The organism is Luteibacter sp. ME-Dv--P-043b (genome assembly GCF_030209605.1).
GTDB lineage: Bacteria > Pseudomonadota > Gammaproteobacteria > Xanthomonadales > Rhodanobacteraceae > Luteibacter.
Window position 1 is genome coordinate 86,698 of record NZ_JARVRT010000005.1, and the last position, 21,708, is coordinate 108,405.

At 58.9% G+C, this 21,708-nt stretch carries 19 protein-coding genes; all 19 read right to left on the reverse strand.

The window, feature by feature from the left end:
* Positions 1-26: 26 nt before the first annotated feature.
* Complete coding sequence (locus QRN34_RS03320; RefSeq protein WP_285401953.1) at positions 27-1,709, reverse strand: type IV secretory system conjugative DNA transfer family protein; 1,683 nt, start codon at positions 1,707-1,709, stop codon at positions 27-29.
* Between the two features lie 185 nt (positions 1,710-1,894).
* The gene (locus QRN34_RS03325; RefSeq protein ID WP_285401955.1) at positions 1,895-2,467 is read right to left on the reverse strand and encodes a hypothetical protein; all 573 of its coding nucleotides are present in this window, start codon (positions 2,465-2,467) and stop codon (positions 1,895-1,897) included.
* Positions 2,468-2,631: 164 nt separating this feature from the next.
* Positions 2,632-4,110 (reverse strand): XVIPCD domain-containing protein, encoded by a 1,479-nt coding sequence (locus QRN34_RS03330; protein ID WP_285401957.1) that lies wholly within the window; start codon positions 4,108-4,110, stop codon positions 2,632-2,634.
* On the reverse strand, positions 4,107-4,697 hold the full coding sequence (locus QRN34_RS03335) for a hypothetical protein (RefSeq protein ID WP_285401958.1): 591 nt from the start codon (positions 4,695-4,697) through the stop codon (positions 4,107-4,109). The genes QRN34_RS03330 and QRN34_RS03335 overlap by 4 nt, the downstream gene beginning before the upstream one ends.
* 15 nt (positions 4,698-4,712) lie before the next feature.
* Positions 4,713-6,203, reverse strand: a complete 1,491-nt coding sequence (locus QRN34_RS03340) for an XVIPCD domain-containing protein (RefSeq protein WP_285401960.1) — start codon at positions 6,201-6,203, stop codon at positions 4,713-4,715.
* Positions 6,200-6,772: a hypothetical protein gene (locus tag QRN34_RS03345; RefSeq protein WP_285401962.1), complete on the reverse strand. Its 573-nt coding sequence runs from the start codon at positions 6,770-6,772 to the stop codon at positions 6,200-6,202. The genes QRN34_RS03340 and QRN34_RS03345 overlap by 4 nt, the downstream gene beginning before the upstream one ends.
* Positions 6,773-6,870: 98 nt before the next feature.
* Positions 6,871-7,053: a hypothetical protein gene (locus QRN34_RS03350; RefSeq protein ID WP_285401964.1), complete on the reverse strand. Its 183-nt coding sequence runs from the start codon at positions 7,051-7,053 to the stop codon at positions 6,871-6,873.
* A complete protein-coding gene (locus QRN34_RS03355; RefSeq protein ID WP_285401967.1) occupies positions 7,050-7,622 on the reverse strand; it encodes a hypothetical protein in 573 nt (190 codons plus the stop codon). The genes QRN34_RS03350 and QRN34_RS03355 overlap by 4 nt, the downstream gene beginning before the upstream one ends.
* Before the next feature lie 98 nt (positions 7,623-7,720).
* Positions 7,721-8,308 carry a hypothetical protein gene (locus QRN34_RS03360; RefSeq protein ID WP_285401969.1) on the reverse strand — a complete coding sequence of 196 codons (588 nt, stop codon included), beginning with the start codon at positions 8,306-8,308 and terminating at the stop codon, positions 7,721-7,723.
* Positions 8,305-9,579, reverse strand: a complete 1,275-nt coding sequence (locus QRN34_RS03365) for an XVIPCD domain-containing protein (RefSeq protein ID WP_285401971.1) — start codon at positions 9,577-9,579, stop codon at positions 8,305-8,307. The genes QRN34_RS03360 and QRN34_RS03365 overlap by 4 nt, the downstream gene beginning before the upstream one ends.
* A 4-nt stretch (positions 9,580-9,583) precedes the next feature.
* Positions 9,584-10,891: an XVIPCD domain-containing protein gene (locus QRN34_RS03370; RefSeq protein WP_285401973.1), complete on the reverse strand. Its 1,308-nt coding sequence runs from the start codon at positions 10,889-10,891 to the stop codon at positions 9,584-9,586.
* A gap of 324 nt (positions 10,892-11,215) precedes the next feature.
* Positions 11,216-11,725, reverse strand: a complete 510-nt coding sequence (locus QRN34_RS03375) for a hypothetical protein (protein WP_285401975.1) — start codon at positions 11,723-11,725, stop codon at positions 11,216-11,218.
* Between the two features lie 2,468 nt (positions 11,726-14,193).
* Entirely contained in the window at positions 14,194-15,285 is a 1,092-nt protein-coding gene (locus QRN34_RS03380; protein WP_285401977.1) for a type IV secretion system protein, read from the reverse strand.
* Positions 15,286-15,373: 88 nt separating this feature from the next.
* Positions 15,374-16,168, reverse strand: a complete 795-nt coding sequence (locus tag QRN34_RS03385; RefSeq protein ID WP_285401979.1) for a hypothetical protein — start codon at positions 16,166-16,168, stop codon at positions 15,374-15,376.
* A 43-nt stretch (positions 16,169-16,211) separates the two neighbouring features.
* Positions 16,212-18,680 (reverse strand): VirB4 family type IV secretion/conjugal transfer ATPase, encoded by a 2,469-nt coding sequence (locus tag QRN34_RS03390; RefSeq protein WP_285401981.1) that lies wholly within the window; start codon positions 18,678-18,680, stop codon positions 16,212-16,214.
* Between the two features lie 61 nt (positions 18,681-18,741).
* A complete protein-coding gene (locus QRN34_RS03395) occupies positions 18,742-19,053 on the reverse strand; it encodes a VirB3 family type IV secretion system protein (RefSeq protein ID WP_285401983.1) in 312 nt (103 codons plus the stop codon).
* Positions 19,046-19,471: a TrbC/VirB2 family protein gene (locus tag QRN34_RS03400; RefSeq protein ID WP_285401985.1), complete on the reverse strand. Its 426-nt coding sequence runs from the start codon at positions 19,469-19,471 to the stop codon at positions 19,046-19,048. Before QRN34_RS03400 ends, QRN34_RS03395 begins: the two co-directional genes overlap by 8 nt.
* Positions 19,472-19,603: 132 nt before the next feature.
* Positions 19,604-20,629: a transglycosylase SLT domain-containing protein gene (locus tag QRN34_RS03405; RefSeq protein WP_285401987.1), complete on the reverse strand. Its 1,026-nt coding sequence runs from the start codon at positions 20,627-20,629 to the stop codon at positions 19,604-19,606.
* A gap of 32 nt (positions 20,630-20,661) precedes the next feature.
* Positions 20,662-21,708, reverse strand: coding sequence for a P-type DNA transfer ATPase VirB11 (gene virB11, locus QRN34_RS03410; protein WP_285401990.1), 1,047 nt, complete (start codon positions 21,706-21,708; stop codon positions 20,662-20,664).

Genomic DNA, 21,708 nt, shown 5'->3' on the forward strand with positions numbered 1-21,708 from the left:
CCAAACTACACGCAAGCGGCGGGTCATCAGATCGTCAGCGGTTCGACCTTCGCCTTCTCCATCAAGCGCGAGGTGAAGTACTTGTCCTGGTAATAGCGGATCTTCTCGCACATCACCGGATGTGGGATGCCCTCGTACAGGAACACTTCCTTCTCCGTACCCATCGCCTTGAGCTCCTGCGGCAGCATCAGGGCGCGCTTCTCTTCCGAATGGCTCTTGGAGATATCGCCCTTCTTGCTCTTGGTGATGTTCTCCCGGCGCACGGTGGTGTAGCCGAGCATGTCGGAGTAGTCGTTGGCATCCTGCTGCTCACGCGGCGCGTAGACGATCTGCAACGCGTGGTTGGTGATGACCGTGCGCGAGACGTCCTTCCCGTAGGTGGCATCCAGCTGGGCCATGCTCTGGATGATCGGCAGCAGGCGGATGTTGTAGCCGGCCATGTACGACACGGCGGACGCGATGATCTCCACCTTGCCAATGGAAGTGAACTCGTCCATCAGCAGCAGGCACTGGTGCTTGAGCGCCGGGTTGTTCTGCGGCAGCTCCTTGGTATTGAGGTTGATCAGCTGGCTGAAGAAGAGGTTGACGATCAACCGGCTCTCGGCCAGCTTGTTGGGCTGGATGCCGATGTAGATGGTCATCTTCTTCTTGCGCACATCGGTCAGCAGGAAGTCGTCTTCGCTGGTGGCCGCATCCAGCACCGGATTGATCCAGGCGTTCAGCGGCTCCTTGAAGGTGCCGAGGATGGACGCGAAGGTCTCGTTGGCCTGCGACAACATGTTGGCGAACGCCGACTGCGCGTTGGCGCTGAGGAACGGCTCCTTCGACAGGCGCGTGTAGAGCTCGCGCAGGTCGGTGCCATCACCCGAGGACAGGCGATAGATCATGCCCAGCGTGGGCTTGTTGCGCAGGATGGCCGGCAGGCCCTTGTTCTCGTCGTGCTCGTACTTCTCGCACAGGTACAGCGAGAACGCCATGAAGGCATTGCGTGCCTGGCTGACCCAGAATTTCTGGTCGTCCGAGCCGTCCGGGTAGAGCATCGAAGCGATGCTCATCAGGTCCGACACGCGGAACGCCGGGTCGTTTGAGACATAGCTCAGCGGATTCCAGCGGTGCGTGCGGCGGTCTTCCGCGAACGGATTGAACAGGTAGATCTCCTGTCCCTGCGACTTGCGCCAGCCGCTGGTCAGGTCGAAGTTCTCCTGCTTGATGTCCAGGACCACGATGGATTCCTGGTAGTCCAACAGGTTGGGGATGACCACGCCGACGCCCTTGCCCGAGCGCGTGGGTGCCGCGAGGATCACGAACTGCTGCCCGGGCAGGCGGACCAGCTCGCCCTTGAACTTGCCGATGAGGATGCCGTTGTCCGCGGGGGAGAGCATTTTCTGCTTGCGCAGGTCGGCGGCCGTGGCGAAGCGGGCGTCGCCATGCATCGCCTGCTTCTTCTTGCGTGTGAGAAAATACAGGCTGACCAACCATGCGGCCAAGGGCACGAAGAACCCGATGCCGCCAGCGGCCTTGATTTTCCACGCATACGGCTGGACCTGCGGGAGGTCAAGAGCGCGGATATATTCGTAGTAGGTGGCGAACCTAAGGGGCACCTGGCCCAGGCCGAGAAACGACAGGGTGAGGTAGCCCGAAAGCATCTCTCCCATGCCCAATGCGACGAGCAGAAGCCCGGCCGCCCAATATCCCCTGTTTTTGCTCATGCGTTTTTCGCCTTAGACCTTTGAATCACAAGGGGAGCGACGCCTTCGTCGCCCCTTCCTGGTACGCGTTTTGTGTGCCCGGATTGTAGCGCCCCGGGCTGATTATTCAGAGACTTGGACCTGACGTGTGGTGATGCCACTGATGAGTCGCTGGTACGGCATCGTCATGATCACGGTTCTTTTGCCTACTTCGACGGGTGGGCGGGAAGGGTGACGGCAAACGGCATCCGCTTGTCCGGGTCGGTCATCAGGAAATAATGCCCCGTGACCTTGATCTGGCCGTGGTCTTCGTGGAAGCCGTCCTTGCCCTTACCAACCCACGATGAGTAGGCGGTATCGACGCCCGGCACGTCAGCGCGTTGATCGCCCACGATCTTCCCGTCAGCCGGAGAGAGCTCCACGACGTCCAACAGCGTCTGAGAGAGCGCGGTAGCCGAGTCGGTGTCGCTCTGTACCAGCACGAAAAGCGAGCCACCCATGGCCAAACAGTGCGTGGCGCGGTTCTGGTAATAGTCGGGGGAAACAGGGATAGCGGTCACCCAGCGTGGCTGCTGCGTCCGGGTATCCTTGAAATAAACGAAGGCACGGCCGTTCATGCCTTCCTCCGTGACGTCGCCCGCGACGCATTCACCGCCTTCGGCGGCCGTCGAGCCATAGAAGCTGAAGTCCTCCGGCACCTTTGCGGACGCGGCCTTCGTGGTTGGCGTCTTAGCGGCGGCTGCTGCGATGACAGCACACGGAAAGGCGGCCATCTGCATGGCTAACAGAGTCCCCAGAACGCGCGCGTTCCAGTGGGCGGATATCGGACTTTGGGTCGCCACGCACATCTCCTGTTTGACGATCGGTAATAGTCATTCCGATGGAATCGATAAACATGCCGCCACCCGCTAGTGCCTACCACGACGATGTGAGGCGTGCCGGCTCAGGGACCGTGGCCGGGTGCGCTGTGATCGCGGGTGGACGGCTGCTGAGCCTGTGCTTGTGCCTGAGCCTGCGCCTGCGAGGCTTGTTGCGCCGCACGCGCCCATGCCTCGCTGCTCTGGGCCACACTGGTACTCACGGCCTGCTCGGTGGGCACCTCGGTAACCCGCTTCAGGGGTGATTCGGGAGTGCCCTGCACGCCGTAGATGCGCCGCGCATCGTCGCTCAACACGGCACTGTCGATGCGCTGCAGTCCGTCCTGGCGTGCCTTTACCACCAGGCTACCGGCAACATTGTCACTGATCCCGTCCGGCTGGCGACCCTGCGCCTTGTCCATCGCATGCACCGCTTGCTGTGCTTGCTGGAACAAGGGGTGGTCCGGATGAGCGGCGTGGTCCAGGGGCACGGTCGGCTTGTCATGGCTGAACCACGCGCCCGGGTGTGTCACGGTATTCCACGCGGCATGGGCTTTTTCTTCGGCGGCATGGAAGCCGTCTGCGATATCGCGACCTACGTGCTGCACGCCTTCCTTGAGATGATCGAAGCCTTCCCTGGCCTGCTGCGTCACACGCTCGACGCCGTGCTCCACGGCAAGTACCCCGGCACCCACCGCCTCACCCACGCGGTGCTCGATGTTGTCCCTCAGCTCGCCGATCGCCTTGGGAATCTCCCAACTGGCGGACAGGCCCAGGCGGATGTCGCGAACATCGTTGCGGTAGCGATCCACCATATGCTCGTGCGCCGCGTACCGCGCCTGGTTCTCCGGATCGATGATGGAGTGACCCAGCAGCTTGCTGTTGGGCACGAAGTTATCGATGGCGTGGGCGCTGAAGTCCGTCGCTTTGATGGGGTTGCGCGGAGTGAGGATGCCGCCGTCGTCCTTGTAGCCGGCGCGGGATAGCGTGTCGATGTCCTGCTGCGCCGCGTAGATGCGCACTTCGCCGAAATGCGGGCTGGCCGCACTGACAAGATCACCGGCGCGTACGTGGTCGATGACCTGCGTACCCCCTTCGGGTACGTTACCCCGCAGGCTGGCGGCGCCATAGGCGTTGAAGGTCTCGCCGTGCAGGCCGAACTTCGACGCGTTGAGCTCCGCCAGCGTACCGCCCAGGGAGTGGCCGGTCACCGTCACCTGCAGGGGGCGATGGTGCAAATCGGCATCGAGTTTGGCGCGATCGAGCACGCGCTGCGTAAAAGCTTCCGAATCGGCCTGCTGGAGGTTGATCCCCGCCAGCACCATGCCAGCGTCCACGCCGCCGTCCTGCACGGGTTCGCGTTTGAACTCGGTGCCGCGATACGCGATGACGACCTCGCCCGTATCCATGCGGCGGTAGGCCGTGGCCTGGAAGCCGGTGACGGGATTGTTGGCCACGTCGATCGCTTCGTAATTGACGCCACCCAGTTGCTTGGGTTTGTTGAGTACGGGATCCTCATAGGCATCCTGCGAAAGCAGCGCGTAGTCCGTCGATGAGAGGCTCACGGATGCTTCTCCTCGGCATGCAGCGTCACGGAGAACGTGGCGTTGGCTTCATCCTGGTACTGCGCGCGATCCGCCTCGCCCACGTCGACACGATCCATCTGTGTCGTGGCATAGGAACGGTGGGAGTAATACCGCGTGGCGGCCTTGCCCTTGAGCAGGTCGTCATGGAACAGCGGCGCGCTGAAGTCGACCTGCTTCACCCAGAGGTTGGCACTCGTGGCGACTACCGACCAATGGCAGACGCCCTTGCCGAAATAATCCTCGTCTTGCAGGAGGTCGGCGAAGATCTCGCCCTTGTAGACGTTGTCACCAGCCGGCGTGAGCTTGACCGGCACTCGCTTCTCCGGCGGCACCGTGGCGCCGGTGACCGGCGTCAGCGGTACGCACGCTTCGTTGGCCACGCGATAGTCCACCACGCCCTCGATACGATCAAACGGACCCGGCGCACCCTCGACCTTGACGGTGATCTCGTAACGCATCCGGGGATGGGGATTGAGCTTGATGTCGGGCTGGGTCATGGAGGCACCGTAGGCAGAAGAGTGGATGACGAACAGGGTGGCGACGGTTAGAGCGAGTCTTCGCTTCATGGCTGGCTCGTGCTCCTATCGGCTCATCGACGGGCCGGAATGGGTGGGCGGGGTTTCGTTAGAAACCGCGTGCTGTGCTGTCTGGCTGGCAACGACGGACGAGGTGGCCTGGGTCGCTTCGAGCTCGCGCCACGCGCTGCTGCTGCGTTCGATGGACGTAGCGATGCCGATTTCCGTGGGCACCTGGGCGGTCTTACGGAATGGCGAATACATGTCGCCGTCCACGGCATAGGCCCGGCTGAAGTCGTCGCTCATCGTGACCTGATCGATACGGCTAAGGCCTTGCCGGCGGGCCTCGACGGTCAGAGCCGCGGCGAGGTTCTCGCTCATGTGGTCGGGCTTGCGGCCGGTATCGGCGTCGATGGCGTGGACGCCGCGTAGCGCCTGTCTGTACAACGGGTTGTCGGGGTGCGTGGGGTCGTCCAGCCGGGGCGGGTGGAGCAGGCGCTCCAGTTCGGCGGAGTGCGTGGGTGACCCCCAGACGCCGCTGGCGACGGACTCGTGGACGAGGCCGAGGGTGCGGGCACCGGTGATGGCGGTGGTGCGTGCGTGGTCTGCGCCGACTTCCATCGCATGCCCCGCCGCCACGGCGCCGCGTTCTGCGGCCTCCACGACGGGCTTGCTGCGCTCAACCAGTTCGTTCCAGTCGTGTTCTAGCCGGTCGATGTAGAGCTGGCCGGCACGGATAGCCAAGGCCGGTGCGACGACAGCCGGTGTGGTCGCGACCTGCGTGACGATCTCGCGAGACGTGAGCACGTCGGATCGATAACGATCAACCAAGGTGCTGTTTGCCCTGTAACGGGCTTCACCTTCGGGCCCGAGCAGCGGTGTCTCGTCGCCTTTGGGGATGAAGTTGGACATCGAGTGGGAGCTTGGGCTGACGGCAGATAACGTCGAACCTAGACCGGTGTGCGGCCTGTCGTAGCCGGCGTGCTTCAGCGTCGTGATGTCGTCGGCGGTGGCGTAGATTTTTACTTCGCCGAAGTGTCGATTGGCGGCACTGACCGGGTCGCCGGCCCGCACGTGGTTGATGACCTGGTCGCCGCCCTCTGGCGTGCCACGTATCAGGCCGGCCGCACCATAGGCATTGAAGGTTTCGCCTTTGAGGCCGAACTTCGCGGCGTTGACTTCGGCGAGGCCGCCGCCGAGGGAGTGGCCGGTGACGGTGATGTCGGGCTCTCTGCCTGCTGCGCGGGCTTCTCTCGTAGCACGAGCAATCACTTCACGCGTGAATAGCTCAGATTCGAACTGCTGAAGGTTGATCTTTGACGCCGCCATTGTGGTGTCCACCAACGCATCCAAAGGATCGTCTGTTCCGCGGAACGCAATGACAACTTGTCCTGTATCGACATCGCGATAAGCTGCTGCGAAGAAGCCCGTTAGGCCATCCATGGCAGTGGATTCGACGGAGAAGGTGCGATCTCCATTCTTAATGCTTCTGTCAAGAGGGTTTGCGGCGTAAACCTTGGTGGCGAGAAATGCATAGTCCTCTGTACGATTCGTCATTGCTGCGTCGCCCTTGCCGTAACTCTGATAGAGAACGTATCCGCTGCATTCCGATATGCATTTCGGTCTGTGTTGCCTATGTTATGTGTATCGACATTGCTGTCGCGATAAGAATCAAAAGAGTAGTATCGCGTTTCGTCTTTTTTCGAAGAAAAGTTTTTAGAGGTTAGTGGGGTGGTGAACCTCATTCGGTTTTTCGTCACATTGACCATGACTGCTGCTAACGACCAATGACATGTTCCTAGAGAATAGTAGTCTTCGTCCTTGATAAGGTCCGCGTACATGTCTGCCACGTACGTCGTCTCGCTCAGCTTAGAAAGCTTCAGTGGTACATGCTTTTGGGGAAGCAGACGAGCACCGGATATAGGCTGCTCGGGGACGCAATCGAAATTCGACACGCCGTAGTCCACCGAGGCTTCGATGTTGTCGAAGGGGCCGGGCGCGCCTGCGATAGTCACGGTGATCTTGTAACGCATCGTCGGATGCGGATTCAGTTCGATCCTTGGGTCTTCCATGTTTCCACCACATGCAGTCAGTAAGAAAAACAGGCCGGGGACGGCGACCTGCACGATTCTCAGGGAAATCGCTAAATGAGCTACCCGGAGAGGTGCGCTAGGGACGAATCGCGCGAAACGAATGGAGCGATAAATGACCATCTGAGTGTGCGTCAGTCGCTGTTGTCGTCTAGGGCGACGTTCTGGTGGGCGCCGGCATGACGTTCGGTTGGTTTGTCCATGGTGATTTGGTCGCTCTGGTAGCCGCGTCCGGTCAGTCGTACTCTGTTCTCATCGTTCGCGGTCGTGTAATTGTCGAGCGCAATGTAAGAGTAAACTTCTATCTTGTATTTCATTGGATAGCCTCCCGTGCCAACAGCGTCACTGAGAACGTCTTCGATGGGGCGGCGTAGGCATTGCGATTCTCGTTGCCGGTTATGGCAAGACGCGTCCCACTTTCGTTGTAGGCGTCATAGGAGAAGTAGCGAGTAATCCCACCTTTTTCAAAGAATCTCGGCACGAAGAGCGGCGTGTCGAACTCCATCTTGCCATGGCGTGCCCGAATGCTTACCGCCACGAGTGACCACCGGCAAATGCCGTGCGCGTAATAGTCCTGGTCCTTCATTCGGTCGACGTATACCTCGCCTTGGTATGCGCCGTCTCCCGCTTGTTGAAGCTCTATTCTTACTCGCTTTCGAGGAACGATTCTTGCGCCCGATATCGGTTGTTCGGGGGCGCAGTCGTTATTAGTGACCTGGTACTGCGCGTCGGCTTCGATCGTGTCGAACGCTCCTGGCGCATCGGCGATGCTCGCCGTAATCGTGTAGCGCATCGTCGGATGCGGATTCAGTTCGATCCTTGGGTCTTCCATGTTTCCACCACATGCCGTCAGTAAGAGAAACAGGCCGGGGACGGCGACCTGCACGATTCTTCGGGCAACTGTTATACGAGTTGCCTGGAGATGTGCGCTAGGGACGAATCGCGCGAAACGAATGAAGCGATGACCGATCATCAGAGGGCGCTTTAGCCTCCGTTATCTTCGGGCTGCAGGCCCATGGAGTATTCATCGATCTCCTTGCCGTCGACCCACCCCGTGGCGCAATCGCCTGTGTAGTGACCGTCCGGCTTGAGCGTGCACGCGGTGCCGCTGGCTGGGCGACTCCATTCGACCTTCGCATCGGCACCCTTGCACATTTCGTTGCCCTTGCAGAGCTTCACGGTGCGGGTTGGGATCGCCTTGACGAGGGCGCGGAGCAGCACGCCGTCCTTGCGTTGCGTGGCCTGGATACAGATCAGCTGGTTTGCCCCCACGTGGGCGACGGGTTTGGCGGCAGCCGCCTTGAAGTTGTCCCCGAGCGTTGCGCCCTTGTCCGCCCCGATGACACCGAACGACATATTCGATGTGCAGTCGTCGCCGGCATCGACCGCTACGCTGTCGATGGTGCAGGCGGTATTGCCATGCTTGTCGCCGGTGCAGGTCACGGCGGACCCGGGTGACGATGCCTGAAGCAGCGCCTGCAAGGCGCGGGCATCGCCGGGCGCGGCAGACGTTGTTGCTGTAGTCAGGAGAAAGGTCGCTGCCAGCATCCATCCAGAGGTCTTCATGATCACAGCCCCGCCGGCGATGTGGGTTGTTGCTGCTGCGCCTGCTGTTGCGTCGGCTGGCTCCGGGCCTGCTCGGCGACATGCTGCTGCACGGCCTCGCTGCTCTTTTCCAGCGGTGTGGCCATGCCTTGCATCGTGTTGACCTCGGCAATCTGTTTGAAAGGTGAGTTGAGGTCGCCCTGGACGGCGTAGGTGCGGGTGGCGTCCGGGCTGAGCATGACGTGGTCGATGCTCTTGAAGCCGCCCTTGACGGCGTCGGCCGTCACCGATCCGGCCAGCTGGTGACTCTGGATGTCCGGCGTGCGACCGTGCTCGGCATCGATGCGGAACACGCCGTCTTGGGCTTGGCGGAACATCGCGTGGTACGGGTTGGCCGGTGAATCCAGGCGAGGGCCGGTGTGCGCCTGCTTGTCGAGCGCTTCCATCGTCTTCGTGCCAACGACGCCATCCGGGTCCAGCCGATGATCGCGCTGGAAGCGCTCAACGGCGGCCTTGGTGTGGTCACCGAAGCGGCCATCGGGGTTCAGGGCATGGCCGTTGTCGTCCTTGTAGCCGAGGCGGATCAACGATTCCTGGAGCGCGGTGACCTTCGCGCCTTCGTCACCCTTGCGAAGGGTATCGGGATGTGCCGCCGTCGGTTTTGCTTCGACGTGCTTCGGCTCGGCCTTCGTATGCGCGGTGGTATCCGCGTGTTGCCCGGTCTGCGTCGTGGCGTGACCATGGACCGGCTCGTGCGTGCGGAACTCGGGCTTCGCGCGCAGGGCGCCCACGATTTCCATGTTCTTGGTGAAATACGACCGGGCGTCCATCGTGACCGCTGCCGGGCCTGTGGACGTCTGCGAGCCTATGAACTCGATATTTCCGTGCGCGTCGTAGCCCTTGAAGATGGCGACATGCTGGTTCGACCCCGTCTTGCTCTTCAGCATGAGGATGTCGCCCGGTTGGAGATCACCCGGATGCTTCGACGCATCTGCCTTCGAGATGACATCGAAGTGCTTCTGCGCGTAATCGGTCGTCTTATTGCCGTTATAGAGCGCGTGCGTGCTGAACGGTTGGTCGCCCACGTCGTAGCCCGCGTTCTTCATGCCGCGCCAGACGAAGGACGAACAGTCGACGCCACGGTAGCCGTCACCGTCCAGATCCTTCTCTGTACGACTCCGGTCAGTCACGCCATGAGCCGAGTTGGTCTTGTTTTGCGAGTCGGGGCGGCCGTATTCGAACTTCATCCCGGAATGGAAGAAGTGCTCGTCGGCGGCATCGAGGATGTCTTTGCTCATGGCGTTATTCCCTGGGCGTCATCGCTGGGGCGGGTGAAGGCGTTTCGGCCTCCTGGACCGGTTGCCGGGTGTGTTCGGCAGGGGCGGCGGGTTTCTGGGCCAGCTTCGCGATGTCCGCGCTGCTTTGTTCGATCGGGGTGTTGACGGCCTTTGCGGTGTCGACTTCCGCCATGCGTTTGAGCGGTGAATTCAGCTCGTCCTGTACGGCATAAGCACGGCTGCCATCGTCGCTGAGCACAACATGATCGATCTTCGTCAAACCCTGGCGCTTCGCTTCGACGGTTGCCGCGCCAGCGAGCTGGTCGCTCTGCACGTCGGGTGTGCGCTTGTACTGAGCGTCCAGTGCATGGACGGCTGTACGTGATTGTTCGAAGAGGGTGTAGTCAGGATGTGCCGGATTATCCAGGCGGCCTGTGGCGGCGGTACGCTGCACGGCGTCCTGATGCTTGGCCTGCGCAATGGCTTCCATGGTCTTCGGTCCGGCAACGCCATCGGCCGTGAGGTGATGGTCGCGCTGGAAGGCTTCGAGTGCGGCGCGTGTGCCTGCACCGAAGACGCCATCCGTATGCAGTTCGCCGTGGGGTCCAGGCGTATAGCCTAGGCGCGCCAAGCTGCCTTGCAGGAGACGGACATCCTCGCCTTTTGCGCCCTGGGTGAGCGTGGTCAACGGGGCAGGGGCGTCCGCCGGATGCGACGGTTGCGGGCGTCCGACGTTACCTTCGGCAAGACGATGCATCACCTCAGGATTCAGGCGGCGCTGCCAGTCTTCGAAGCGGTTCTCGCGATCTTCCAGCCCGTTGTATTTACCGTTGACCGCTTTGGTCGCCGCGCGCACGTCTTCCTTCGCGTTGTCGGGAACGCGGTTCTCCCAGTACCACACGGCGATCTTCGACGCGTTCTGGGGATCGGCGGCGAGTTCGGGATGCTTGACCAGATCCAGGTCGAGCGCCTCGCCCGCTGCGCGGTAATTCGCCTTGCCGGTGAGCTGGATGTAGCCGCGCCCGTGGTACTTCCAGCCGTCACCCGGCTCGTCGTTGCCGTTGCGGCCGCCGTACATCAGTTCGGCCAACTTCTCGGGCTTGCCCATCAACGCCTGCTTGCGTGCGGCGTCCAGGGCCTCCGGACCTTCGCGCCAGGCCGACTGCACCGGGATCTGCGAGATATTGCGCGTGTAGCGAAAGCTTTCTTCGAGCCGGTTCAGCCCGTTGGATTCATGAGTGACCTGGGCCATGAAGTTGGCCAGCTCCCTCGGTCGCGTGATGCCCGCCGCAGTCGCGTCGTTCAGCACCTGGGTTTCACGATCAATCGCCATGTGGAGCTCCTGGTTGACTCGCGTGCCTTGATGCGTCCTTAAGCCTGTCTGATCCGCTGTCCTTGGCGGAGGCCGTTGTCGAATGCGTTATAGGGGGCTGGACTCAGCGCATGCGTGAGTCGGGGGCGCGGACGCGAAGCGCGGCAAGGCCAGTCTGCCTGGGGCAGAGGCGCCGGCTTGGACGGGTGTGCAAAAGGAACAGCGGCCGGAGCGTGCCGGCGGGAAACGATCAATCGTCATGTGTAACTCCTGGTTGATGTCCGGTTGGCTTTGCCTCTTGCTGGCCTTACCCGCCTTCCTGGTGGGGCGTTGCGTCATCTGACTTCAGGGTAGTGTCGGTGCCGGCAGGTGACTGGGATCGAAATCACTGAAAAGCACCGTGCCCAGCTCTTGACTTGTCAGGTCGAGGTGTTTCTCTTTGCCGGTCTCCGTGTCGGTTACCTTCCGGGCCACTCCTGAGGTGATCCAGTTCTTTTTATCACTGACGTAGGTGAAGGTGTACTCATCTGTCCAGCGTTCGCGGCTGCCGCCGCCGACGACGATGGTGAACTGGCTTTTGCCGATCTTTGAATAGGCATACGGGTCGCCGGAAACGCCGCCGCACAGGGCGCAGGGGATAATGCGGGCGTTTGCGGCTGCCTTGTGCAGCCGCCCCGCGTCGTCACGTACCAACAGTACGACGTTGCGGTTCGGGCCCTGGCCCAGTTTCTCATCACCTTTTGCGGGGGGATCGAGCACCAGGAGCACGTCGGCGTGGCCGGCGCCCGTCAGGTCGCCCTTGACCGACTCGAGCACCTTGGCGCCATCGGTGGCGAACGCGGTGAGGTCGTCCATGGCGTGTCCTTTGGCCGTTTTTGCGGCAGTCGGGGCGGGGGCGGGGCGGGCGTAGGGATTGGGGGTTTGGGCGTTCGTAGTCGAGGCAATGCTAAAACATAAGATGAGAGCGGCTAGAAACGATCTACAATTTGCTTTCATTTTTTAGTCTCGCTTATCTCACGATCCATGACAGCGGTGCATCCACGAAAGCGTGGAATAAACCCCGGAGATCTATCTGCGTAATTCCAACTAGGTGCGTCTGCAGTGTTAACTTACTGAATTCGAACAGGTAGGCTGCACGCGGAGTAATACACATGACAACCCGTATCCCCGCTTGTGCAGTTGTTCATAGCGCTACTTTCGGCTTCTGCTTGGTCCTGCCCGAGCCCGTGGTTAGCAACGCGTTCCCGGTAACCATCGCGATACAACCATTTCCGTAAGAAATAGCGACCGTGCAATGCGTACCGCCCTTTGATTTGCAATCGTTGAGCGCCGAGGTCTCGGCATCTTGTGTTGTGCTGCGGTCAATCGATGTCCCAAGAACTGCTTTACTTGAATCCGTCGCGATCGCTTGCCAACTCGAGCGCCAAACGGCCGCCGGTGCTTGTGGTGTCCCTCGGCTCTGACCAGATTCTGGGATAGGTACGCACGTTTGCCATCCTTGCCCCTGCTGAGGATATTGGCCAGGCGGACAGCCTCCTTCCGCCCAAGCGGTTACGCTCCACGAAGCGCAGGCAATCAGAGCAAATAAAGTCAGCTTTTCCATAAACTAAAGACTCTGTATTCGAGCATCCTAGAAAGGATGGTACCGATGCTGTACAGCAGCTAGCGCTGGACCAGGAGCTTGGTCGGGTGAAGATCAAGCGTAGTATTAAAAGTGATCCTTGGCCGATGAACAGCGCCATGGCGACTTTTAGAGCAAAAGTATGGCGCCAGTTACCATGGCCTGCTGTGGCTTATTGTGCGTCGCAATTCCTGCATTTCGCATCGCCTGATACCAGCTGTACCCAATTGATCGTGCTCAGGGCCTACTGGGTATAGGCTAGACTCTTGTCGATCGACTTAGATGTTGTGGACTCCCTGTCGCGGCGAAAAGGCCACGCGCTTCCTCATCGAGCTGCACGTTTGGTAGTCATGCAGGCTAATTGCCGCCAGTCTCAGCGAATTCTTTCTGCCAGGCTGCAAGCGGAATAATAGATCGTGCAGTTTGTGTCTTTTTTGCTGCATGCTTCCACAGCGCTATGTTCAGCAATTGCTTTTGTTGCCCCTCCTTCTAGATCCAACTTACTCCTGCCGACTGCCATAGCAATGCAGCCGTTGGCACTAGTTATCTGGAGCTCGCACTCAATGCCTCCCTTTCCTCGACAATCGCTCGTCGCCAGCTGAACGGCCTCGTCACGTGAGGCGGCGCCGTTGGAAGTACCAAGCGCTCCTTTACTTGCGTCAGTTACAACGGCTTGCCACTTAGAGACCCATTGTTCCTTGGGAACGCTCTGACTTTGGGACTGCCCATCACTGTAGCCAGGTATAGGCACACACGTCTGCCATCCCTGACCTTGCTGGGGGTATTGTCCCGGCGGACACCCGCCTTCCGCTCTCGCAGCGAAGGCAGTACATAGGCTACCGAGGCATATAACAGGTGCAAGCAACTTATTGAGCACTGTGCTTCCTTACTTTTGCCGTATCTTCGTGGCTTTGCCTCCCGCAACTACGTCAGCTAGCCATCTAAAGAATCACTGCTATAGAAAATGCTCGCATACGTTATATACCCATTGACGTAAAGCGGATATGCATACAGGTTCATCGTCCCTGATCTGCGTTGCGGCGCTAACTCGGAAAGTACTAAAGTGCGTTTGCGCTGATCTCACCATGGATATTCTTAAGTCAGCACCAGTAGGACGCTGTAGCAGCATATTCGGTCTGGTAACCCTCAAACTAGTGAGCATGTCGAAAGGCTGCTAACAATCCACACCATAGCAACCCTAAGTTCATTGAACCCGGATCGCCTGGCTGCATGCCGAGTAATACACTCGGCAGTTAGAATCATCCTTTTCGCACATGCGAATTCCTTTTTCCTCGGCTTCACTCTTCGTAGGGCCGCCATTAGTGTTCATGACTTTATCTCCCACGACCATTGCGACGCAGCCATTACGATAAGAGATTTGAACACCGCACTCTGAGCCACCTTTGCTGCGACAGTCGGCAAGCGCGTACTGCTCAGCCTCAGCCTGAGTAGAACTGTTCGTGGACGTACCAAGAATTCCTTTGGGATTGTCCGCCGCAATAGCAAGCCATTTATTAGCCCACACTACGGGTGGGGAGACTCGCTGCTGAACTGCGTCGGATGAGCCAGGAATAGGCACGCAAGTCTGCCAGCCTTGGCCCTGCTGGGGGTATTGACCCGGAGGACAACCACCTTCCGCAAAGCAACGTGTACTAACTGATAAGCACATCAGGAGTGCTGCAGCGATTATGATTTTCACTCGTCACCGCCTTTCATTTGCCGGAGCCTGCTTCATTTCATCGGTTTGCGCAAATGTCGGAGCTCCGCTGGTGCGATTATGGTTGAAGCCTGTACCCGTAATGTTGCCTGAGTTCGCTTGACCAACTCCGTCGCTGGGTGGGGCGTAATTTCGTCCACCCCACGATCCAGGCGGCTGCCCCTGCGGACCAGGACGCGCACCGCTGCCCTGGAACACGGAATAGGTCAGCGCACTACCCAGCGTGCCCTGGAAGAACATGGCGGCCATCGGCGGTACGGAAACGATCAGAATACTCAGTAGCAAACCGATACCTCCCTGCTGCATGGCCACGCTGCCCAGACCTTCCGTGTCGTTACCGAGCAGACGGTTGGCTATCTTTGCGCCCCAGAGTGCCTCACTGACATTAATCGTAAGCTTAAGAACCATGCTGGCGACCACACTGAGCAACGCCATGGAGAAAATGGTGCCGATGCCGTAAAGCAGCCAGCGCTGGAATAGCGGCTTGGTCTGGTCGAAGATCAGGCACAGGATGAAGAGTGGTCCCAAGCCGATGAACAGGGCCATCGCGAACTGGTAAAGCAGCAGCATGGCACCGGCCACCATGGGCGGGCTCGCGGTGCCGAAGGTTGCGATGAAGGCGGATCGATCCTTCGCCCCTTGCATTTCCGCATCGCCTGGTACCACCTGCACCGAATTGATCGTGCTTAGGGCCAATTGGGTGTAGGCCAGATTCTTATCGATCGATTCGGATGTCGTGGAGTCGTCGTCGCCGGTGAAAAGGCCGTGCACTTCCTTATCGAGGCCCACAGTCAACCAGTCGTGCAAGTTGGTACCTGCCAACGCCATGGTGGTTGCTGCACCAACGATCACTGCGATGCGACCCATGTTGAGCACAGTCTGCATCAGCGGTTCGCGCGACTGCCCCGTCAGGACCCGATAGCCCTGGAACAGGATCCAAAGGGTCACGACCACGAGAGCGATGCCAGCTGCCCAGATCATCATGCGCTCCATGAGCTTCATGCCAAAATCGCTGATCTGTTTGTTCAGATAGTCGTAGACCAGCCGGTAATAAATGAAATCTGCGATATTTGGCATGTTGCCTGATCCCTGTGTCGCTCAAGTCGCCTTGGCGACGGTGTGTATGAAAAACTGGTACTTCCTTGTGCATCCGAAGATGCCGGTGTTACTTAAACGCTGCTTTTAGCGCGACGACATTGACCAGCGTTCCGAAAGCGCTGGGGCTTCCGTTCATCGCCCTCCGAGACAGGTTTGCCTGCATCTGCTGAAGCATGGCAATCTGCGCATCCGATTGCTGCATGTTGGTCTGCCAACTATTGCGTGCAGTTTCCAAGGCTTGTCCGTATTGGGAAATCTGCGTGTTGGCAGCAGTCGCATTTGCGGGGCTGTTACCAATCTTGGACATCAGGCTGGTGGCGATTTTAGAAAGGTCACTAGTTGAATCTGAAATAGCATTGAGATAGAGCACGGTATCGTTGTATTTCTGATTCTTTGCTTCAACAATGAGCACGCAGAGGTCCTGTTGCTGAGAGACCACATCGCCATTCAAATTTGGCAGGAATTTGTCCAGCGCTGTATCCAGAACGGACGCGATGCCCCCGGTCTTGCCTGGACATTCCTGCTCGACGCCGAAGTCTTTGTCGATCTGCGTAAACTGATGTTTCAGCGCGAACAGTTGGAAGTCGAGGTTCTGCAGCTTGACTAGCTGTGTCTGCCAAAAGTTAGCTTCATCCGCAGCATGTTGCGCCATCTCCACGTAATGCCCCCAGGTTTGTTGCCACTTCTGCGCCTCTATTCCGTATTGGCGAAGGGAGTTGATGATCTGGGTGTAGTCGATCACTGGCAGGCCGGCTTTGGCCTGCTCGGTATGAAGCGAGCAGCCCAGAGCCAAGCCAGCGACCACGGTGGTCTTGATGGCCGTGCTAAGCACGAATTTTTTAACGGAAGCGGTCTTTTTCATGGCAATACGGTCCTTGATCGATGACGTGGCGCGATACATCAGGTTACGCGACACGCGCGGACGAGGATGACGATGACGGGGGGCGGGAAGGGCTGCCTTTACCGCTGCCCTTGCGGTTTTCATAGAACGATTCGAGCCATTGGTCGGGACGCAGATCGCCCGCCGACATGCCCGTATTTTCGGCGGTGACCTGCAGGATCTCGTGCATGATTTCGATGTTGTCAGTGGATGCCGAGATGACTGCGAGCGCGTCGTCCAGGCCGCGTAGATTCAGCTGGCACACGGCGGACGCATGTCCTTGTTTGACGACGAAGCAGCGCGAGCGTTCATCGAGTCCGACAACCACCTGGTATTCGGCTTCGGTGAGCTTCAGGCCATCGACGTAGTCTTCGCGGCTCGCGTTAGGGTTTGGCAGGAGAATCATCGTGGCGGTCTGCTCGATCAGCGCTGCCGAAATATCGCTGGCAAGAGCGTCCTCCGGACTCTGCGTGGCGAAGATGCCCATGCCGTTCTGCTTACGGATGGTCTTCTGCTTGTTCTTGGCAAATTCTTTCAGGCCGCCCTTTCCGTCGAGGATTTTCCAGAACTCGTCCATGACGTAGATAAGGCGACGACCGTCGATCAACGCTTCCAGTCGGTGCAGGAGATAGTTGATGACCGGCACGCGGACTTCCGGATTGTCGATAATGTCGGTGTAGTCGAAGCCAATGATGTTGGCCTTGCTCAGGTCCACGGTGTCACGGGGGTTGTCGAATACCCAGCCCAGCGAATTGCCAGAAGTCCATTTACGCATGCGGATGAAGAGGCCGTCGTCGCCCAAGTTGGGCAGGCTCTTCTGAAAATTGGTCATGTTGCGAAGGTGGATCGGCGTATCGAGCATGTTTTCGACGGCGCGGAAAATGTCTTCTTCCTCGCGGGAGCTGTATACACTTTTGCCGACCAGAACCTTGATCAGCTCCCCCAAGAACTGAACGTTCTCTTCGTTACGCTCGCATTGGAACGGGTTGAATCCGGTGGGCTTGCCGTTTTCCAGGGCAAGGTAGTTACCACCGCAGGCGCGAACAAATATTTCAGCGCCGCGATCCTTGTCGAAGAAGAAAATCGTTGGTGACGGATCTAATTTCTGCACCTGGCTCAGCAAGAAGTTAATCAGCGCCGTCTTACCGGTGCCGGACTTGCCGATGACCATCGTATTGGCAATGGCCTTCTCACCCAGTGAATTCTCCGCGGGATGAGTGGCGTGGAAGTTGAAATAGTAAGGCTGACCATTGGTGGTCTGTAGGGTAGTAACGCAGTCGCCCCAGGGGTTATTGTCTTTCTTGCCCGTAGCGAAGTTGTGGAGTGGCGACAGGCCTAGGAAATTCAGCGAACTGACGTTGGCCAGTCGCGTACGGAACTTCCAGTTTCCGGGGAACTGGGCGTAGAACGCCGATGTGACAGCCAAATCTTCCTTTACCGTCACGAAGCCTGCGTTGGACAGCTCGGCGCGGGTCGAGGCGATCTGCTGCGACAACAGTTCCTGACTTGCGGCATAAATGGCGATGGTGAAGTGGTACTCGCCGAGCACGAAGTTGCCGGACGCCAACTGATCCATCGCATGATCGAGTTCGATGATCTGACTGACTGCTTTGTCGCCAGACGAGATCATCATGCCCTTGGTGCGTTCGAGAGCGGATAGCGCGCTCGTCCGTCCCATAGGCGTGAACGAATGCGTGATCACATACTCGAAGTCCAGATATTTGAGTCCATTCAGGATTCCAGGGTAAGTGCCGTCCGTGTATTCCTTGATGTTGAGGATCGCGCCAAAGTGGTTCTCACCACTTGGTGTAGTCAGGACGAAATCACCCGTCTTAGCGGAAAAGCGCTGGCGGCTGATCGGAAGGTAATCATAGATCGGTGCGGTAAGCGACGGGACGGGCTCATCCACTCGATTGAGAATGTACCCATAGAGTTCGAGGATCTCCGAGAATACGACTCCGTTGGATGCCTCATAGAGACCCAGGCGGTAAGGTGCGTAATCTTTAAGAACCGCCTCAACGTTGCCAGCAAGTTCCAGGATGGTGGTGATGGCGTATGACTGTTCCTGCTGGAGACGGTCGACGCTGGACGACTTCTCCGCTAGACGACGATTTTCCGGCATCGGCCGGTACATCATGGTCAAGTAAAGCTCGTTCTGCATCAGCTTCTGGCCGGAAAGGGCATCGAAGTACTGATCCGATAGATCCTGGTTGAACTTTTGTTCGAACTGCGACTTGTCGCGCACCGTACGGCGGCGACGGATGTCGTGCACCCAGAACGCAACGTTGGTGTAATCCGGTGCGCGCAGCGTCTGCAGCATGCGATTGAATGTATTGTGGCGGTGCTCGATCTCCCATTCTTCGCGCCCGACGAAAGGTAGCCCTCCAAGGCGCCATACCAACAGGAAGTCTCCACCCGTCGTTTTGACGACGGTGGGGGAGACGTGGCTGGATAGGGTGACTTGGGCTGAAATAGGCGCGTCGGGAGTGAACATGGTGATTTATACCGTGAAAGCCGAAAGGCCCTGGCACCAGGTGCCAGGGCAGGGGTCCTTGTTACCGCTTTTCCTTTTTGCGCGGATCCCGATAGTTGTTGGGTGTGAACACCCACATGCCGTCGTGACTCTGCACGTTTCTTACCTTCGTCTTGAATTGGAAACGAAGGCCCAGAAGCCGGAAGATAAGTTCATCGCGACGCGCCATCTGGCGCATCACGAAGATCACGACCGGAATCAGGAGCAGGTAGAAATAATTGAAGTACATGGCCAGCAACAGACACGAACCGGCACCCATGAAAAAGGGTACGTAGGGCACCCCCATGAACATGGGGGGGCGCGTGCAGCCGCGGAATAGAACGTTCTTATGCATGGAGCTGCAGGAGATGCATGCCGTACTGGATGGCATCCATCATGAACGGCAAGGAGCTACCACCAGTGCTCGAGCCACAAGCATCTGTGTCGGTACCGACAACGGTCTTGGCGATCTGGGCTGCCGCGCCGATCATCACACCACCGATCAGTGCCGGCGCGACATCGGCGATACGCTTGTGAGCGAACGCAATCTGATAGCCGGAGAAGATAACGGCCACGGTGACGACGACGATAGATGCGGCGTTGAGGATGGTCTTGATGCTTCCGAAGAAGCCGCAAACCTTACCCTGCGTATCATCGGCGGCAAGAGCGATCTCTGGGATGAAGGCCAGGGCGAGGAGGGCGAACAACCCTACCGTGTTGAGCAGCGGGCGCTTGGACTTCGCGATCGTGGTGCTTAGGGCGGACAGGGCCATCTTTTTGTTCCTTCGTTGCGATGTAATCAAAGTGCACCGGCCGCGACATGCGCCGGTACTGGAAAGACTGCGTACCGCGCAGCCATCGGTGCAGAGGCCTCGTCCGAAATCCGTTCGGCACGGGCCTGCAAGTCAGAAAACGAGTGCATCGTCGTTGGATCTCGTTCGTGTATCTGCGTTGTCGACCTGACGGCCTTGGTATTGCGGTGATTGTGGCGTTGTTCCGGCAGGCGGGTCATTGGGTCCCCGTACCTGGGGTTCGAAGACGCCGTCGTTGCCGATTGCAGGAGGTGCAGCCTGGGACCCGGTCGGGGAGGCGGCAGAAATGCCGATCTGCGACATGACGGCGGCCGTGGCTGGGTCGGTCCTGATACGCCCTGCCTGTGGCTGATCCATGGTCTGAGGAAGCTGGGCACCGATCTGCGACATGACGGCGGCGGTGGCGGGATCCGTTGCGATGCGACCAGGCAGGGGTTGCGGCGTTTGCATCAGGGCGGGATTCGTCATCGGGACATCCTGCGCAGCCAGCAGTCGATCCGGGTCGCCCACGCCTGCCACCTGACCAACCGCTGCCGCGGCGACTGCATCGAGTACGCTGCTTCGCATCGCTACCCGATAGCTCGGACTGGTTTCGATGACGCCGTTCATGCCGTTGCCTACTTTCACCACCCTGACTGGCACCGCGCGAGACTGAAGCGGAATGGCCCTGGCAGCAGGGGTTCCAGTGCGCTCCATCGAAGCAAAGACTTTCTGGACGTACCCGTGGGAATATCCGGTAGTGAAGTTGCCGGAGTAGTAGCAGCTGAACGCCTTGCCCCAGTCATTACTGGCGCTGACATAGCACTGGTTGAGGATACGCGAACCCGCTTGCAGGTTGGGGCAGAACTCGAAAGCTTTTTCGAAGGTGTCCAGCCCGTACTTGCCGAGGTTTGCGCGGTTTACCTGCGCGACGCCAACAGAGTAGTTGTAGCCCTTATCCTCGAGCATCTTCACGGTGGCGATGGCTTCGCCGAGACTCTGAGGCTGGCGCACGAGTTGGCCTCCCACCACGCCGATGGCGTAGGGGTTGCGGCTGGACTCCACGTTGACGACGTGTTGCATCACCTCAGCCGGTACGGCAAGGTTTTGGCACGCCATCATTTCCATTCCCGGTATCACCGTTACAGCTCCTGTCTAATAACCGATGTGTTTCAGTGTTGTCCCTCGTCCGCACCTAGTGCACGAGCCGGGTTGAAATCGATGCCGGTGATATAGCGTCGCCCCGCATGTGCCTTGATGTGGACCACGATGTCGATAGTCAGCATCAACAATCGCTTAATCGTCGCGAATTCCAGTCCCGCACCTTCCGTGGAGGCCTTGACCATCAGTGCAAGCTGGTCCCACGTCTGTTCTACGCTACCTGCGTGGCAGCTTGTGATGGATCCCGGGTGGCCCGATGCGCAATTTCGGATGAAGTAAAACGACTCATCACCACGCAATTCAGCGAGGATGATGCGGTCCGGCTTCATGCGCAAGCACGCTTCCATACAGCTTTTCGCGGTCACATTAGCGGCACTTTGGCCGCCTTTCGAATAGATGAGATGCACGACATTGGGCTGGTCGATGAAGAGCTCGCGGGCATCCTCAATAGTGACCAGGCGCTCGTCGTCAGGGATGTGACCCACCAGCGACTTCATGAATGTCGTTTTACCACTACCGGTCGCACCCGCAACGACGATGTTCTTCTTGCTGAGCACCGCATGGCGAAAGAAGTCCGCATAGCGACGTTCAGCCCGCAATTCGAGCAACTCCTTGTCCGCCTGACTAAGTGTGTTGGCTCCTTCAAGGATCTCGTCGAAGAAGCCATCCTCGCTGTACTGGGCGAGGGTGCGGGTCTGTTTCGATGGCAGGCGAATCGTTATAGAAACGCGACCCGCCTCTACCGCCGGCGGAATGACGAACTGGGCTCGCTGACCCGTAGGGAAAGTCAACGAGACCACCGGGTCAATATCGGTGATGCGTTGGCCAGTGTTGCTCTCGTTGACAATGGCTGTGCAGAACTGGCGCGCACGTTCGAAAGTCAGTGATGGCACCTCTACGCGCTGCCAACCATTCTGGCGCTCCAGATAGAGCTCGCCAGGACGGTTGATGCAGATTTCGGTGACATCGGGAGAGGCAAGGAAATCCTTCACTCCCAGTACCTCGTACTGGTAGTCCAGGAAGTCATTGCTGACCGATGCCAGTGCGCCGTCGTCCAT

Bases quoted from the DNA above. Each gene is read 5' to 3' on its own strand.
- QRN34_RS03320 (WP_285401953.1), bottom strand. From the start codon at position 1,709: ATGAGCAAAAACAGGGGATATTGGGCGGCCGGGCTTCTGCTCGTCGCA.
- QRN34_RS03325 (WP_285401955.1), bottom strand. From the start codon at position 2,467: ATGCAGATGGCCGCCTTTCCGTGTGCTGTCATCGCAGCAGCCGCCGCT.
- QRN34_RS03335 (WP_285401958.1), bottom strand. From the start codon at position 4,697: ATGAAGCGAAGACTCGCTCTAACCGTCGCCACCCTGTTCGTCATCCAC.
- QRN34_RS03340 (WP_285401960.1), bottom strand. From the start codon at position 6,203: ATGACGAATCGTACAGAGGACTATGCATTTCTCGCCACCAAGGTTTAC.
- QRN34_RS03350 (WP_285401964.1), bottom strand. From the start codon at position 7,053: ATGAAATACAAGATAGAAGTTTACTCTTACATTGCGCTCGACAATTAC.
- QRN34_RS03365 (WP_285401971.1), bottom strand. From the start codon at position 9,579: ATGAGCAAAGACATCCTCGATGCCGCCGACGAGCACTTCTTCCATTCC.
- QRN34_RS03370 (WP_285401973.1), bottom strand. From the start codon at position 10,891: ATGGCGATTGATCGTGAAACCCAGGTGCTGAACGACGCGACTGCGGCG.
- QRN34_RS03375 (WP_285401975.1), bottom strand. From the start codon at position 11,725: ATGGACGACCTCACCGCGTTCGCCACCGATGGCGCCAAGGTGCTCGAG.
- QRN34_RS03380 (WP_285401977.1), bottom strand. From the start codon at position 15,285: ATGCCAAATATCGCAGATTTCATTTATTACCGGCTGGTCTACGACTAT.
- QRN34_RS03385 (WP_285401979.1), bottom strand. From the start codon at position 16,168: ATGAAAAAGACCGCTTCCGTTAAAAAATTCGTGCTTAGCACGGCCATC.
- QRN34_RS03390 (WP_285401981.1), bottom strand. From the start codon at position 18,680: ATGTTCACTCCCGACGCGCCTATTTCAGCCCAAGTCACCCTATCCAGC.
- QRN34_RS03395 (WP_285401983.1), bottom strand. From the start codon at position 19,053: ATGCATAAGAACGTTCTATTCCGCGGCTGCACGCGCCCCCCCATGTTC.
- QRN34_RS03400 (WP_285401985.1), bottom strand. From the start codon at position 19,471: ATGGCCCTGTCCGCCCTAAGCACCACGATCGCGAAGTCCAAGCGCCCG.
- virB11 (WP_285401990.1), bottom strand. From the start codon at position 21,708: ATGGACGACGGCGCACTGGCATCGGTCAGCAATGACTTCCTGGACTAC.